General features: G+C 47.5%; 13 protein-coding genes and 2 pseudogenes (1 of these 15 running past the window's edge). 7 read left to right on the plus strand and 8 right to left on the minus strand.

Annotation, left to right across the window (positions count from 1 at the left end; genetic code table 11):
* Positions 1–500, minus strand: the 5' portion of a protein-coding gene (gene epmA / locus MJO57_RS28935) for an EF-P lysine aminoacylase EpmA (protein WP_252020722.1). It extends 490 nt beyond the left edge of the window; only the first 500 of its 990 coding nucleotides appear in the window; it begins with the start codon at positions 498–500; its stop codon lies off the left edge, out of view.
* Positions 501–506: 6 nt separating this feature from the next.
* The gene (efp, locus tag MJO57_RS28940; RefSeq protein ID WP_252020724.1) at positions 507–1,076 is read right to left on the minus strand and encodes an elongation factor P; all 570 of its coding nucleotides are present in this window, start codon (positions 1,074–1,076) and stop codon (positions 507–509) included.
* 89 nt (positions 1,077–1,165) lie between these two features.
* Here efp and epmB point away from each other — a divergent pair, with 89 nt between their 5' ends.
* The 5 genes from epmB to MJO57_RS28965 all read left to right on the plus strand — a co-directional run bounded on the left by epmB (position 1,166) and on the right by MJO57_RS28965 (position 6,419).
* A complete protein-coding gene (gene epmB / locus MJO57_RS28945) occupies positions 1,166–2,185 on the plus strand; it encodes an EF-P beta-lysylation protein EpmB (protein WP_252020726.1) in 1,020 nt (339 codons plus the stop codon).
* Between the two features lie 692 nt (positions 2,186–2,877).
* Positions 2,878–3,720, plus strand: a complete 843-nt coding sequence (locus MJO57_RS28950; protein WP_252020728.1) for a hypothetical protein — start codon at positions 2,878–2,880, stop codon at positions 3,718–3,720.
* 137 nt (positions 3,721–3,857) lie between these two features.
* Positions 3,858–4,088 carry a hypothetical protein gene (locus MJO57_RS28955; RefSeq protein WP_252020729.1) on the plus strand — a complete coding sequence of 77 codons (231 nt, stop codon included), beginning with the start codon at positions 3,858–3,860 and terminating at the stop codon, positions 4,086–4,088.
* Positions 4,081–4,731: a hypothetical protein gene (locus MJO57_RS28960; protein WP_252020731.1), complete on the plus strand. Its 651-nt coding sequence runs from the start codon at positions 4,081–4,083 to the stop codon at positions 4,729–4,731. The genes MJO57_RS28955 and MJO57_RS28960 overlap by 8 nt, the downstream gene beginning before the upstream one ends.
* A 173-nt stretch (positions 4,732–4,904) precedes the next feature.
* Positions 4,905–6,419: an IS66 family transposase gene (locus MJO57_RS28965; RefSeq protein ID WP_252017330.1), complete on the plus strand. Its 1,515-nt coding sequence runs from the start codon at positions 4,905–4,907 to the stop codon at positions 6,417–6,419.
* A gap of 179 nt (positions 6,420–6,598) precedes the next feature.
* Here MJO57_RS28965 and MJO57_RS28970 read toward each other — a convergent pair.
* From MJO57_RS28970 to MJO57_RS28980, 3 genes and pseudogenes are all read right to left on the minus strand, one after another.
* Positions 6,599–7,300: pseudogene (locus tag MJO57_RS28970) on the minus strand (IS1595 family transposase); the annotation flags it as partial.
* A gap of 210 nt (positions 7,301–7,510) precedes the next feature.
* Positions 7,511–8,842, minus strand: coding sequence for an ISNCY family transposase (locus tag MJO57_RS28975; RefSeq protein ID WP_252020733.1), 1,332 nt, complete (start codon positions 8,840–8,842; stop codon positions 7,511–7,513).
* Between the two features lie 171 nt (positions 8,843–9,013).
* Positions 9,014–9,262, minus strand: a pseudogene (locus MJO57_RS28980) (transposase); the annotation flags it as partial.
* Between the two features lie 117 nt (positions 9,263–9,379).
* Between MJO57_RS28980 and MJO57_RS28985 the strand changes: the two are divergent.
* Positions 9,380–10,573 carry an EAL domain-containing protein gene (locus MJO57_RS28985; protein WP_252020735.1) on the plus strand — a complete coding sequence of 398 codons (1,194 nt, stop codon included), beginning with the start codon at positions 9,380–9,382 and terminating at the stop codon, positions 10,571–10,573.
* Positions 10,574–10,823: 250 nt separating this feature from the next.
* On the opposite strand, the gene MJO57_RS28990 is transcribed toward MJO57_RS28985, so the two are convergent.
* Positions 10,824–11,264, minus strand: coding sequence for an ATP-binding cassette domain-containing protein (locus MJO57_RS28990; protein WP_252020737.1), 441 nt, complete (start codon positions 11,262–11,264; stop codon positions 10,824–10,826).
* A gap of 166 nt (positions 11,265–11,430) precedes the next feature.
* Here MJO57_RS28990 and MJO57_RS28995 point away from each other — a divergent pair, with 166 nt between their 5' ends.
* A complete protein-coding gene (locus MJO57_RS28995) occupies positions 11,431–12,792 on the plus strand; it encodes an ISNCY family transposase (protein ID WP_252017318.1) in 1,362 nt (453 codons plus the stop codon).
* A gap of 137 nt (positions 12,793–12,929) precedes the next feature.
* Here the strand turns inward: MJO57_RS28995 and MJO57_RS32950 are convergent, their stop codons facing one another.
* Entirely contained in the window at positions 12,930–13,196 is a 267-nt protein-coding gene (locus MJO57_RS32950; protein ID WP_371924708.1) for an ATP-binding cassette domain-containing protein, read from the minus strand.
* 36 nt (positions 13,197–13,232) lie between these two features.
* Positions 13,233–14,747 carry an IS66 family transposase gene (locus tag MJO57_RS29005; RefSeq protein WP_252017330.1) on the minus strand — a complete coding sequence of 505 codons (1,515 nt, stop codon included), beginning with the start codon at positions 14,745–14,747 and terminating at the stop codon, positions 13,233–13,235.
* Positions 14,748–14,779 lie beyond the last annotated feature (32 nt).

Consider the following 14,779-nt stretch of genomic DNA (forward strand, 5'->3'; position numbering starts at 1 on the left):
GTTTCATCAGTCGCGATATATGGATTGACTCCGAGGTATTCCTCAAACAACTCCCCATAGCTGCAGCGCCTGATCTCTTTAAAATTACAAACACTGCTTAACAAGTCGGCGATATCGTCCATCAATCGCTGGTCATTCATGCCTATGCGATACCATTCCAGCATGGTGAATTCCGGGTTATGCCGCCCCCCTGCCTCACCGTTTCTGAAAACCCGTCCCAACGAATAAATATCCCCACTGCCTGCTGATAACAAACGCTTCATCGGGAATTCCGGGGAGGTGTGCAAATAACAGAGCTGTGACTTGCCATGGCCAATGGGGCTGAACTCGGTTACAAAGCTGTCTATATACACATCAACCGTGGCGCTACTGGACAGCATTGGGGTTTCCACCTCCATTACTCCCCGGGCATCAAGATAAGCTCGAGCCTTACGCAGTAGTTGAGCTCGCTCCCTGAGTGCCAGCATGGAAGCCGATGGGCGCCAGAGTTCATTAGTCACTAAAGCTTACTTCACACGGCCAACATATTCGCCGGTACGAGTATCAATTTTGAGGACTTCACCCTCAACAATGAATAAAGGTACTTTAACGGTTGCACCGGTGCTGAGCTTGGCGGGCTTGGAGCCACCCTGGGCAGTATCACCCTTCAGACCAGGATCAGTCTCCACCACCTGCAGTTCCACAAAGTTAGGTGCAGAAACCGAAAGAGGGGAACCATTATAAAGAGTAACCGAGTATACTCCCTGCTCTTTGAGCCAATCGATGGTATCACCCACGGCTTCACGGCTGGCTGCATGCTGTTCGTAGGAACCATCAGTCATCATGAAGTGCCAGAATTCACCGTCGGTGTAGAGGTACTCCATATCCAGATCCATAACGTCTGCCGCTTCCAGGCTTTCACCGGATTTGAAAGTACGTTCCCAGACGCGACCGGATATCAGGTTACGGAATTTAACCCGGTTGAATGCCTGACCTTTTCCGGGTTTTACAAATTCGTTCTCAATGATCGAGCAGGGATCGCCCTCGAGCATTACTTTAAGACCTGAACGAAACTCATTGGTACTATAACTAGCCATTGGACCTTACCAGGAGATCAAAAACCCTTATGATAACCCGTTCGGAGGGCTTTGTGCAGTCAAGAGTGCAGTCAAGAGTGCAGTCAAGAGTGCAGTCGAGAACGCAGATAAGTACGCAGACAATCACTAATTTCGGCTGCTGGCAGGAGCAACTGGCAGGAGCCATCACCTCCCCGGAGCAGTTGCTGGCCATGCTGCAACTGAGCCCGGAGCTATTATCACCGGCATTAAAAGCTTCCCGGGAATTTCCACTGAGAGTACCCCGTGCCTATATCCACCGAATGGAGCTGGGGAATCCCGACGATCCTTTGTTGAGACAGGTACTGCCTGTGGGCGAAGAGTGCCAACACATTGAGGGTTATGGCCTGGATCCACTGGCTGAGCAGTTACAGAACCCTACTGATGGTGTCATCCATAAATACCATGGCAGGCTGTTGCTGATCGTCAGCGGGGCCTGTGCGGTTAACTGCCGCTTCTGCTTTCGCCGCCATTTTCCGTATCAGGATAATCGGCTGGACCGGGACAGCTGGCGCAATGCTATAGAGTACATTCGCGCTGATACCAGCATAAAGGAGGTGATTCTCAGTGGTGGAGACCCATTGGCCAACAGTGACCGTCGGTTGGCGAACATTGCTACCGAGCTGAATGCCATTGATCATGTTGCCACACTGCGCATCCATACCCGTTTGCCCGTGGTGATTCCTGACCGGGTAACCGATGAACTGATCAACTGGTTTGCCCGACAGCGCCTGCAGCCGGTGATGGTGATTCATGCCAACCATGCCAACGAGATTGATGACCGTGTTGGTCAAGCCATGTTCCGGCTCAAACAGGCTGGCGTGACACTATTGAACCAGGCCGTGTTGCTTAAGGGCGTTAACGATAGTGCTTCCGCTCTTATTGAGCTTGGTGAAGCGTTGTTTAAGGCCGGGGTTCTCCCTTACTACCTGCACCTGTTGGACCCGGTACATGGCGCAGCGCATTTTGATATACCGGAAGTTAAAGCTACCCGCCTTCTGAAAGAGGTAATGGCTCACTGTCCGGGCTACCTGGTACCCAGACTGGTTCGGGAAATTCCCGGCAAACCGGGCAAAACATGGATATCCTGACACTTTTCACTAAAGTCAGGCATTAATCGCACCGTTAGATAAAAGAGAGAAAGCTTGCTGAAACGCACGGCCAGACTGGTATATTAGTATCAGCATACTTATTATGGATAGGACCCACTATTGGAAAAAATAGACAAAAATTTCACGGATAAACGACGTTATCATCTTGAAATGCGACATTTTTGAATAAAAAGATTAATAAAGGACCGTTACTGACAGGATGTCAGTGCCCTGATATCAGGATTAAATAATGGAATCTTCAAACACTCTTCAACTGGAACTCCCCAGCCGAAGCCTCAGCTCGCTTTCATTTTGCCCTGATGGGGCAGAGTCAAACAGCAACAAGCTGGAACAATGGCTCAAAGCACTCCCTCTGACTTGAACTGCATACATTATATCAGCTTGCCAGAAGACATAATCATCTGAACTTCCAACAGGAAGATCCTTATGACAGCCAAACCAGACCCATATCTGTGGAAAACCTCTATAAATGAGCCCTCCTGCTGTCACGCAGTGATACCAATAAATTATCATCCAGTGAAATCCAGCAGGTCTGGCAAATTTTAAGCGTATGGATCGACCACTGCAAAATCCAGCCCGAGTCTGGCCTGAAAACCTATTTTTCAGCAAACCTCAACCGTGACGATGGTCTTGAGTATGCATTACCGGAGCCTGATAAGGCACATTCGGGCATGATAAGCCTGAATATCAGAGCACTTACCACACAGCTGGAAAAAATAAAAAAAGACCCCAAAGCCGCAAATGCGTTGCCAGCCGAATTGACCGAACATCTCATATCAAGCTGGGGACTGATCCAAAAGCGATCCAGTCCACGCCGGGCCTCTTCAGACCAATGTGAAACCTGCCTTGGATTTACCGGGCTTCATTATCATCTCTCAGGTCAGCGGAGCTTTGAGGACATTACAGCCATTCACTCTAAAGCGGCTGGCAAAAGTAATTTCTCAGAGCGGTCCGATGATGTGTGGTCACAGGCTCATGATGCTGCGATCAAAGATGAAGATACTCAAAGCAACCCTTCTGCTGGTGAGATCATTAAGTTTAATACTGAAGCGTTTCTGGATAATAAACGCCTCTGTGCACTGCCAGCCGAGATCATCAATATCAGCCATACCGGGTTCTGCCTCAAAGTCACCAGTAAATTACCCCAGCCTTTTCATGCGGGTGAACTCATTGGAATCCGCCAAAATGAAACATCCCCATGGGCCCTTTACAATGTGCGCTGGCTAGGCATTTCAGCTCAGAATGAAGTGACTTTTGGCGTCAATTTCATCACCACTTCAGTAGAGGCAGTTGCCACATCAGTGATACACAAAACTCAGGAAGCAAGTCACTTCCAACGATCACTTATGTTAACTGATCCCAACGAGACCTCGCTGATCATGCCAAGTCTGTCCGGCAAGGAGGGCGCCAAATTTGAGTTGATTCAAAATGATACCCTTTATAAAGGTCAACTCATGAGCTGCATTAATACAACCCCAACCCGGTGCCAGTATCAATTCAAGCTTTTTGGATAAGCGACTGCCATTTGCTTGATACCTGAAATCAAGTTCCCAGTGCCTGTCACAATTCTGTGCAGGCCCTCTGTACCTTTTAATTATCATTGTCGTATGATGTTGAAACCGGCTCATATCGTTTCAGGGGCATTCTGTTGATGCTAGAGTTATCTCCTTCCGCTTTCTCCATCAAGAAAAATGATCAATCTCGAATGGATTACCGCAGAAAAACCATACGCTTGCTGGCCCTGGAAGACTCCCCGAACGATGTCGAACGCTGGGTGAAATTATTTCGCAATGCAGGTGTGGCTCCCCGGGTGCAACATATCTCTTTCCATCGAAACCATGGAGGCAGCCCTGCTAAAACAGCCATGGGATGTCGTGCTTAGCGCTGAAGAGACATCCAGGCTTAATGCGCAGCAGGTACTCTCCATCATTGGCAAGCACCAGAAGGATATTCCGGTCATTGTCATCCTGCCAGAATACGACCCTCAGCGTACTTCTACCTGGCTATCTGCTGGCGCCAGAGACGCTATACCCGGAGCTGATGAGGCACATATACTGCATGCCGTTCTCCGTGAGCTCACAAACCTGGATGACCGGAGAAACCTTAGCCGTACCCGTCAGGAGCTGAACGAGTCCAACAAACGCTGCCAACTCCTGCTGGCCGATGCCTCTGAAGCCATCGCCTATATCCACGACGGCATGCATGTAGATGCCAATACGGCTTATCTTCAACTCACAGGCCATAATCATGTTGATGATCTGGCAGGCATACCATTAATCGATATGATCGCTGCACAACACCAGGCAGAGATCAAAAAGATGTTGAAACAGTTTCGGGCCAACCAGCCTATTGACCCGATTGAATGTGAGCTGGTTCATACTGACGGACACAGTAAGCTGGTCAGCCTTCGTTTATCTGAAGCACAATATGATCATGAATCTTGCATTCAGCTGACGCTGTTGCCGGTTATGGTTCCCATACTCAATAAACCAGTGGACTATAAAAGCTTTCCTGATTACCACTGATCGTACGTCATGACACAGGGAAAGATAATTTAAGAATATACGTGCAGCTTTTCATTCTTTATGTCTATAACCCGGTAAAGAAATGTAACTGTTCAGCACCCCCACATAAATCTGGAATTTTCTGATTTTTATACCATCCTCTTAAGCACCATTTTTCCACAATATTCGCCAGCATGATTCCAGAACTACCCGCAACTATGTCGGCTGAGATTCTCTTGAAAGAGAATGCAGAGCTGCGGATGAGAGTTGCCTGTCTGGAAGAGCGATGTCGAGAATTGGAAGAAAAGGTTGGCAAGAACAGTCAAAACAGCAGCAAGCCGCCATCGTCTGATGGTTATCAAAAACCTTGTAAAAACAGTAATTCTCCAGATCATTCTGACGACCTTTCCGCAGATAAAGGTACCGATCCATCGGATGAAAAACCCAATCCTAAAAGTCTGAGACAGTCTTCTGGTAATAAAGCCGGTGGAAAGAAAGGGCATCAGGGCACTTGTCTTAAACAGGTCGATATCCCTGACTATATTGAGTACCTTCCGGTTAAAGAATGCAATAAATGTCAGGCGTCTCTTCTTGATAGTGAGCCGGTCAAATATATTGAACGACAGGTGTTTGAACCAGGGAGACCGGGTGAATTTGAAGTAACGGCCCATAGAGCTGAAGTAAAAATCTGCACTTGTGGTTGTCGGAATCAGGCTGAATTCCCGGAAGGTGTTACCGCTGCCGCACAATATGGCTCAGCCACACAGGCTATGGCCGTCTATCTTAACCAATACCATTTCCTGCCTTTTAAGCGCGTGTCAGAGTATTTTAATACTCTCTATAAAATGAGTGTAAGTGCAGGCACTGTCGCCAATTTTGTGGCCAGAACCTATGAAAATCTGGCTTCTACTGAAGAGGTTATTCGTGACGCCTTGCGGGAATCGTCTGTTGCCGGAGCCGATGAAACGGGTATGCGGGCCGAGGGCTCTTTGCACTGGCTACACGTTATGCGGGATGAACAATGGACGCTCTACTACTTGTCTGAAAAGCGAGGTCGTGAGGCCATGGACACGATGGGCATACTGCTAACATTTGCAGGCGTTCTGGTTCATGATCATTGGAAATCCTATTTTGCATATGCGGCAACTCACGTACTTTGCAATGCCCATCACCTGAGGGAGCTTTTGGGTGTTGTTGATAGGGACAGCAATCAACTGGCGTTGCGATTGATGAAGCTACTGAGGCTTTCCTGGCATTACTGCAAGGGCTTTAAGACCATAGGTATGCTACAGATGCCAAGTGTTGTCTGTGAACGAATCGAGAAGATTTATGACCGGTTGCTTCAGCGGGCTCTAATGAAAGAAGTCGTCTATATGGAGAAGCAACGAGAGGAGCTTAAGCGCAAGAAAGTCAAGAATACTAAAGCTTACAATCTCTTCAAACGACTCACTGAGTTCAAGGCTGAGACACTGCGCTTCATGTCAGATTTTACCATTCCCTTCGATAACAATGGCAGTGAACGGGATGTTCGAATGGCCAAGTTAAAGCAGAAAATCTCAGGCTGCTTCAGGAGTGCAGACGGTGGTTCTATGTTTGCACGGATTCGCAGCTATTTGTCGTCTGCCAGAAAACAGGGAATGGACATATATCAATCACTTCATAGAGCTGTTCGGAATTACTGTAATATGCCTTTGCTCAGTGCTGAATAGTTACAAAGAAATAATAGAACCTCTCCAGTATTACCGGTGGAGCAGGCATCATGACGGCTTGTTCTCCAGATTATCAACTAAATTCGGTTTCATAACCGCTCCGAACAAGCAAAGACCCACATCATCATTCGAAATAATGATATTAATACGTCAACTGACTTTCAATTATCGGTTGATGGCTAACCCGGTTTCCACTGGACGTCTGGCAGTTTGAGAAGTCGATCCGGCATCGGTGCTGTATTGACTGCAGCCCGACCTAGCCTTGAGATCATTGAAGGCATATCAAAACGCCGGTTAAACCGATAGTTGAACTCTGATAGATAACGGCCCAGATGCTTGGGGTCGAGCTTATGGTAAGTACCGGTAATCGCTGTTTTCACGTTTCCCAGCATGGTATTTACCCAGGTGAACAACTCATTCTCCATGGATGCATGCCCACCACCGGTAATGATGGCTGTGTGCTGGCATCCGGCATCTTCAATACCCCGGAAACAGGACAAGCCATCGCTGACGGCCCGGACACCCTTTTTCAGGGCATGTTCTGCCCACTCCTGAATGGTTTTTCGCCGGAAGTTATCAACGGCATTGAACTTCATGTAGATAGGGTGGTTATCAGCATCTGTCTGAACTGCGGCCACGAAGGGGGCTTTGTTCTCTGAGCCTCTGCCCCGGCGGCCTCCGTGGCGCTCTCCGCCCCAATAGGCGTCATCAATCTGAACAAAACCACTCAACTGCCAGCTGTTATCTCTTTCCATCATGACCTGCATGAGTTTGTGTTTCATGCGCAATGCGGCATTGTAGGAAATGCCAAGTTGTCGATGAAGCGTCAGGCAAGAAATCCCCGCTTTATTCTGGGTGACGAGATAGATACCCAGAAACCAGGTAGCTAGTTCTCGTCCAAAAACGCATCAGGCAATCATAATTAGATTGTACGTGCGTTTTGATATTTCCTGAAATTCCAGAGAGCCGCAAAAACTCTTCCCTTTTTTTCTCTAATCTGGGACGGATATTGGAGAAAAACGCGAAAAGCAGGCAGAAAACATCCTCCCACCATGCTGGAAAGGTACTTTCATGTAGCGTGGAGGTGGCTATCAGGATGGTGCCGGGTGTCTGGCCAGAATCACCAGGTTGTAACAGACCACCGATAACCAGCAATGAGAATCAAAACGCTCAGAACCCTTGCAGTGGCAACGTGATAGCCCAAAACATCTCTTTAGCCACGAAATTCCCGCTTCAATACCTGCCCGGAAGCGAAAGAGCGTTTTATACACATACTGACTTTTAGTCATCTCTTCGACTTCAAGTCCGCGCTTCTTATTAAAAGCTACATCGCTGATTCCCATGGCCTTGGCTTTTTCCAAATTAGCGCGACACGCGTATCCGCCGTCACCGCTTGTCTGGCGAGGTACACGACCATAAATTTCTTTTTGTCTTTCCATCATCGGAATGAATTGGTCCGAATCCGCTGGGTTACCTTCCTCAATAACCAGGTCCAGGATCAATCGACTTTTTCCCTGAACCAGGTTCAGTTTATGGCCATACTGTACTTGCCGCCTGTCTTTTACGATGATATCCGTATGGGGTTCATACAGGCTAACCACTTTTTCCTGGGCTGGCACCTTTTCACCCTTAAAGACCCTGCGCTCTGTCTGGGAGACTATTGCATCCACCAGGGGTAACAGGTGATCCACATCGGCCTGCCACTTGTCGGCATCATCAGCCAGGAGACACTGCCCCTGCTGACGGGCGTTTGCTAGCGTGACAGTAGCTTCGATAAGTACCTTCCGGGATTTTCGGGTCAACTGCAGCAGTTTTTTATAATGCTGATGCCGCTCTTCTTTGCCAGCGTAGATGCATTTTCTGGCCGCATCTTTTACGGCTCGGTTGTGATGGGTATATTCATAAAGCGGTGTCGCTGTCAGTGTTTGTCCCCGTTCCAGCAGCCGACAAATTTCTTTAACGGAACTGGCTAAAAGATCACTGTCGCAAGGAGGTTTGATATCCGATTCGGTGACTGTGCTGTCAATAGCCACAGTGCGCCCTTTTTCAATACCCTGATCTTTAGCGGTCATTAGCTGACAGTTATTAATCCGTTCCCATGTAGATGCAGTAAGAAGGCTGATGAGCCCATGCAAACTGGAGCGACTGGGGCGCTGGTTTGGTTCGAGGCGACAAAAGTCTCGAAAGAGCATGGAGTCCATCAAAACAAACGACAAGTAGTCATAATCACAATTCAAATACTGTTTCAGGAGTGCCGCACGAAGAACGGATTCTGCTGATAGTCCGTTCCGCCCAGTGTTCTGTTTATCACCAGAACTTAAGTCCTCATAAATCCAGTCATTGAACTGTGGATGGGCGTCAAGCCATTGCGAGATACCGGAAAGCTGGGAGCAGATTTCATGAGGTACGTAATGGAGTTCCATACTACACTACGGGTTGCGTTTTTTGCGCATTTGGAGTCCTCTGTTTTTGGCAATCCCTTATGTTTCTTGCTCTTGGGAAGTTTAGTCGCCAGATAGCAGTAGGGCTCCACTTAATTTTTCAGGATAAAATCTACAGTTTTCAATTGGTTGTGTTTTTGGACGAGAACTAGCTAGAGGCAGCTTTGTTGAGTCAAAGATAGTGTTACTGGTAAGCGAGGTTTGGCAACGGCAGCAATTGCACTGGAATTCAGCTTTCCGGTGAAGCTTGCAGAAACTGCGGGAGCCACACTTCGGGCATTGGAAGCCATCTGGCCAGCGCCAAGAGGACAGCGCGTTCTCACACTGCTCTTCACTGCCGTAATTAGCCAGAAATTGCATAATGCCAAGGCCTTTTTGGAACTGAATGGTGTTTTTACACATCAGTTTTACCTCCAAAACACATGACTATCGACGTTTATTATAGCAGCTGGCTCACGACGTAGGGTCGGTGGTAATCAGGAAAGCTTTTCAGAAACGAAAGAACAACTGTTCGAGAGAGTGGCATCTGTGGTCAGGGAAGCAACGGGGGCAACACTGGCCTGGATACAGCTGGATGACTTTCAGAATATACGGCAAGAAGCCAGTATTGACGGTATTCTCTCCATACAGCAATCCATTATGCAGATGGTTGAGGAACACTTCCCGGCCTCACCTATCTGCCATTATACCGATGACAGTTTTTTGCTGGTTGCAACAGAAGATGATCCGGAAAGCATCTATGAACGCCTGACAATCTTACAAAGCGCCATTGATGAGCACCTGTTCGGTAGTGAAGAAGAAACGCTCACAGCAACCGTAACCATCGGTTTTGCGATTAAAGAGCATAAGCAAGACTTCACATTGCTCTTGAATAATGCTGAGAGTGCATGCCAGCTAGCTATCAAAAATGCAGCTCGTGTCTGCCGCTATTCCAAAACGGTAGAACTCGATGAGAAAGCCAGAGGTGGCGATGTCCAGGCCATGATCCTTCAGGCGCTCGCAGAGGATTCATTCCATCTGCTGTTCCAGCCGGTCATTAACATTACCGGTTCCGAAGAGAAGCAGTATGAAGTATTCCTGCGTCTCCACTCTCACCAGGGCGAGGTGATTGATGCCAGCTCATTCATGGCCGCAGCAGAATCATCAAGCCTGATGCCGCATATTGATCGCTGGGTTCTTCGTCAATGTGTGTACCAATTGGCACAGCTCCATAAACAGGGACAAACCGTTCGGTTGCTGATTCACCTGAGTCACCTGTCCATCCAGGGAACCGAGATAGCCACCTATCTTTCCGACCTGTTGGAAGTCACAGAGCTACCGCCTGACTGTATTGTCCTGCAATTGACTGAGTCCATGGTGTTACAACAGCTGAAACGAATTGTGGAGTTTGCTGAAGCTATCCACAATATTGGCTGCCAGCTTGCCATTACCCAATTTCAGGGTGACTCACGTTCCATGAAGATACTGAAACATCTTGATATTCAGTTTGTCCGACTTGATGGTAGCTTCACCAGCAAGCTGGATAATTCTCTTGATGGAAAGGACGAGGAAGAAATCATCAAAATGCTGGATATCCTCAAAGAACACAATATTCGCAGTATTATTCCCAAGGTAGAAAGTACCCGGACACTGGCTCACCTGTGGAGAATGGGCGTTGATTACGCGCAGGGGTATTATATTCAAGGACCAATGGAAACCATGGACTTTGGCTGAGAGAAAAAACTGATAACGCCCAACACGGCTGAAAATACCCTGTGCCTGACTTCTATCAATTTTTATTGTCACCAATCTGAAAGCCCTGAAAATAACTCCCTGCCACAGTCAAATCACTGTCTTGGCTAGCATGTAGATAAGGGTAAGGCTCTGATTCTCCGATCACCTTACCCTGAGCTTCCCCGGGGTTCTGATACCTCTGCTTTCTTTGTCAATACCGATATATTTTTACCTGCGTCAAAATCAATCATCAGAGCTTCAGCAATAAGCCTTTATCCGGAATATCCTGCTCATCATGGGTTACCATAAGAGCAGGAATCCTTCGGCTCTGTACCTGTTGAAGGACAAAACGCCGAAAGCTGCTTCTAAGTGTTGTATCCAACCGGGAAAAAGGCTCATCCAGCAGCAGGGCTTTTGGTTCCGACAACAAGGTTCGCATCAGGCTGATTCTTGCCTTTTGTCCACCAGACAACATGGATGGATCCTGCTCGAAAAAGCCTGACAGCTTGCAGTCCGACAACGCTTGCTCTACCCTTTCCCGGCGCTCAGATTTCTTGTAGCTCACAGGTAACGCAAAGGCCAGATTCTCACCAACTGTCATATTGGGAAACAATAAATGATCTTGAAACTGTAAGCCTACCTGTCGTTTATACGGAGGCAGGTTGTTAAGAACCAGCCCGTCTAAAATCACTTGTCCTGAGGAAGCAAAGCTGTTAGGTAGTTCTCGTCCAAAAACACAACCAATTGAAAACTGTAGATTTTATCCTGAAAAATTAAGTGGAGCCCTACTGCTATCTGGCGACTAAACTTCCCAAGAGCAAGAAACATAAGGGATTGCCAAAAACAGAGGACTCCAAATGCGCAAAAAACGCAACCCGCAGTGTAGTATGGAACTCCATTACGTACCTCATGAAATCTGCTCCCAGCTTTCCGGTATCTCGCAATGGCTTGACGCCCATCCACAGTTCAATGACTGGATTTATGAGGACTTAAGTTCTGGTGATAAACAGAACACTGGGCGGAACGGACTATCAGCAGAATCCGTTCTTCGTGCGGCACTCCTGAAACAGTATTTGAATTGTGATTATGACTACTTGTCGTTTGTTTTGATGGACTCCATGCTCTTTCGAGACTTTTGTCGCCTCGAACCAAACCAGCGCCCCAGTCGCTCCAGTTTGCATGGGCTCATCAGCCTTCTTACTGCATCTACATGGGAACGGATTAATAACTGTCAGCTAATGACCGCTAAAGATCAGGGTATTGAAAAAGGGCGCACTGTGGCTATTGACAGCACAGTCACCGAATCGGATATCAAACCTCCTTGCGACAGTGATCTTTTAGCCAGTTCCGTTAAAGAAATTTGTCGGCTGCTGGAACGGGGACAAACACTGACAGCGACACCGCTTTATGAATATACCCATCACAACCGAGCCGTAAAAGATGCGGCCAGAAAATGCATCTACGCTGGCAAAGAAGAGCGGCATCAGCATTATAAAAAACTGCTGCAGTTGACCCGAAAATCCCGGAAGGTACTTATCGAAGCTACTGTCACGCTAGCAAACGCCCGTCAGCAGGGGCAGTGTCTCCTGGCTGATGATGCCGACAAGTGGCAGGCCGATGTGGATCACCTGTTACCCCTGGTGGATGCAATAGTCTCCCAGACAGAGCGCAGGGTCTTTAAGGGTGAAAAGGTGCCAGCCCAGGAAAAAGTGGTTAGCCTGTATGAACCCCATACGGATATCATCGTAAAAGACAGGCGGCAAGTACAGTATGGCCATAAACTGAACCTGGTTCAGGGAAAAAGTCGATTGATCCTGGACCTGGTTATTGAGGAAGGTAACCCAGCGGATTCGGACCAATTCATTCCGATGATGGAAAGACAAAAAGAAATTTATGGTCGTGTACCTCGCCAGACAAGCGGTGACGGCGGATACGCGTGTCGCGCTAATTTGGAAAAAGCCAAGGCCATGGGAATCAGCGATGTAGCTTTTAATAAGAAGCGCGGACTTGAAGTCGAAGAGATGACTAAAAGTCAGTATGTGTATAAAACGCTCTTTCGCTTCCGGGCAGGTATTGAAGCGGGAATTTCGTGGCTAAAGAGATGTTTTGGGCTATCACGTTGCCACTGCAAGGGTTCTGAGCGTTTTGATTCTCATTGCTGGTTATCGGTGGTCTGTTACAACCTGGTGATTCTGGCCAGACACCCGGCACCATCCTGATAGCCACCTCCACGCTACATGAAAGTACCTTTCCAGCATGGTGGGAGGATGTTTTCTGCCTGCTTTTCGCGTTTTTCTCCAATATCCGTCCCAGATTAGAGAAAAAAAGGGAAGAGTTTTTGCGGCTCTCTGGAATTTCAGGAAATATCAAAACGCACGTACAATCTAATTATGATTGCCTGATGCGTTTTTGGACGAGAACTAGGTAACGTCCCGCAAATCAAATTTAACAAACTGCTTTTGCCGCAACCGCTGGGACCCAATACCGAGACCACTTCACCACCTTCCACACGGCAGCTGATCTTATCCAGAAGCCTCTGGCCATTCAGACTGATAGCAATTTGATCAAGAATCAGAGTCAAGAATTCAGTCTCCTGGCAAAGTATCCATTTCTGATGGTCCAATAGCTCAGAAAAAAAGCCATGATATAAACAATGTAACTATTCAGCACTGAGCAAAGGCATATTACAGTAATTCCGAACAGCTCTATGAAGTGATTGATATATGTCCATTCCCTGTTTTCTGGCAGACGACAAATAGCTGCGAATCCGTGCAAACATAGAACCACCGTCTGCACTCCTGAAGCAGCCTGAGATTTTCTGCTTTAACTTGGCCATTCGAACATCCCGCTCACTGCCATTGTTATCGAAGGGAATGGTAAAATCTGACATGAAGCGCAGTGTCTCAGCCTTGAACTCAGTGAGTCGTTTGAAGAGATTGTAAGCTTTAGTATTCTTGACTTTCTTGCGCTTAAGCTCCTCTCGTTGCTTCTCCATATAGACGACTTCTTTCATTAGAGCCCGCTGAAGCAACCGGTCATAAATCTTCTCGATTCGTTCACAGACAACACTTGGCATCTGTAGCATACCTATGGTCTTAAAGCCCTTGCAGTAATGCCAGGAAAGCCTCAGTAGCTTCATCAATCGCAACGCCAGTTGATTGCTGTCCCTATCAACAACACCCAAAAGCTCCCTCAGGTGATGGGCATTGCAAAGTACGTGAGTTGCCGCATATGCAAAATAGGATTTCCAATGATCATGAACCAGAACGCCTGCAAATGTTAGCAGTATGCCCATCGTGTCCATGGCCTCACGACCTCGCTTTTCAGACAAGTAGTAGAGCGTCCATTGTTCATCCCGCATAACGTGTAGCCAGTGCAAAGAGCCCTCGGCCCGCATACCCGTTTCATCGGCTCCGGCAACAGACGATTCCCGCAAGGCGTCACGAATAACCTCTTCAGTAGAAGCCAGATTTTCATAGGTTCTGGCCACAAAATTGGCGACAGTGCCTGCACTTACACTCATTTTATAGAGAGTATTAAAATACTCTGACACGCGCTTAAAAGGCAGGAAATGGTATTGGTTAAGATAGACGGCCATAGCCTGTGTGGCTGAGCCATATTGTGCGGCAGCGGTAACACCTTCCGGGAATTCAGCCTGATTCCGACAACCACAAGTGCAGATTTTTACTTCAGCTCTATGGGCCGTTACTTCAAATTCACCCGGTCTCCCTGGTTCAAACACCTGTCGTTCAATATATTTGACCGGCTCACTATCAAGAAGAGACGCCTGACATTTATTGCATTCTTTAACCGGAAGGTACTCAATATAGTCAGGGATATCGACCTGTTTAAGACAAGTGCCCTGATGCCCTTTCTTTCCACCGGCTTTATTACCAGAAGACTGTCTCAGACTTTTAGGATTGGGTTTTTCATCCGATGGATCGGTACCTTTATCTGCGGAAAGGTCGTCAGAATGATCTGGAGAATTACTGTTTTTACAAGGTTTTTGATAACCATCAGACGATGGCGGCTTGCTGCTGTTTTGACTGTTCTTGCCAACCTTTTCTTCCAATTCTCGACATCGCTCTTCCAGACAGGCAACTCTCATCCGCAGCTCTGCATTCTCTTTCAAGAGAATCTCAGCCGACATAGTTGCGGGTAGTTCTGGAATCATGCTGGCGAATATTGTGGAAAAATGGTGCTTAA

The sequence above is a fragment of the Endozoicomonas sp. SCSIO W0465 genome (genome assembly GCF_023716865.1).
Lineage (GTDB): Bacteria > Pseudomonadota > Gammaproteobacteria > Pseudomonadales > Endozoicomonadaceae > Endozoicomonas.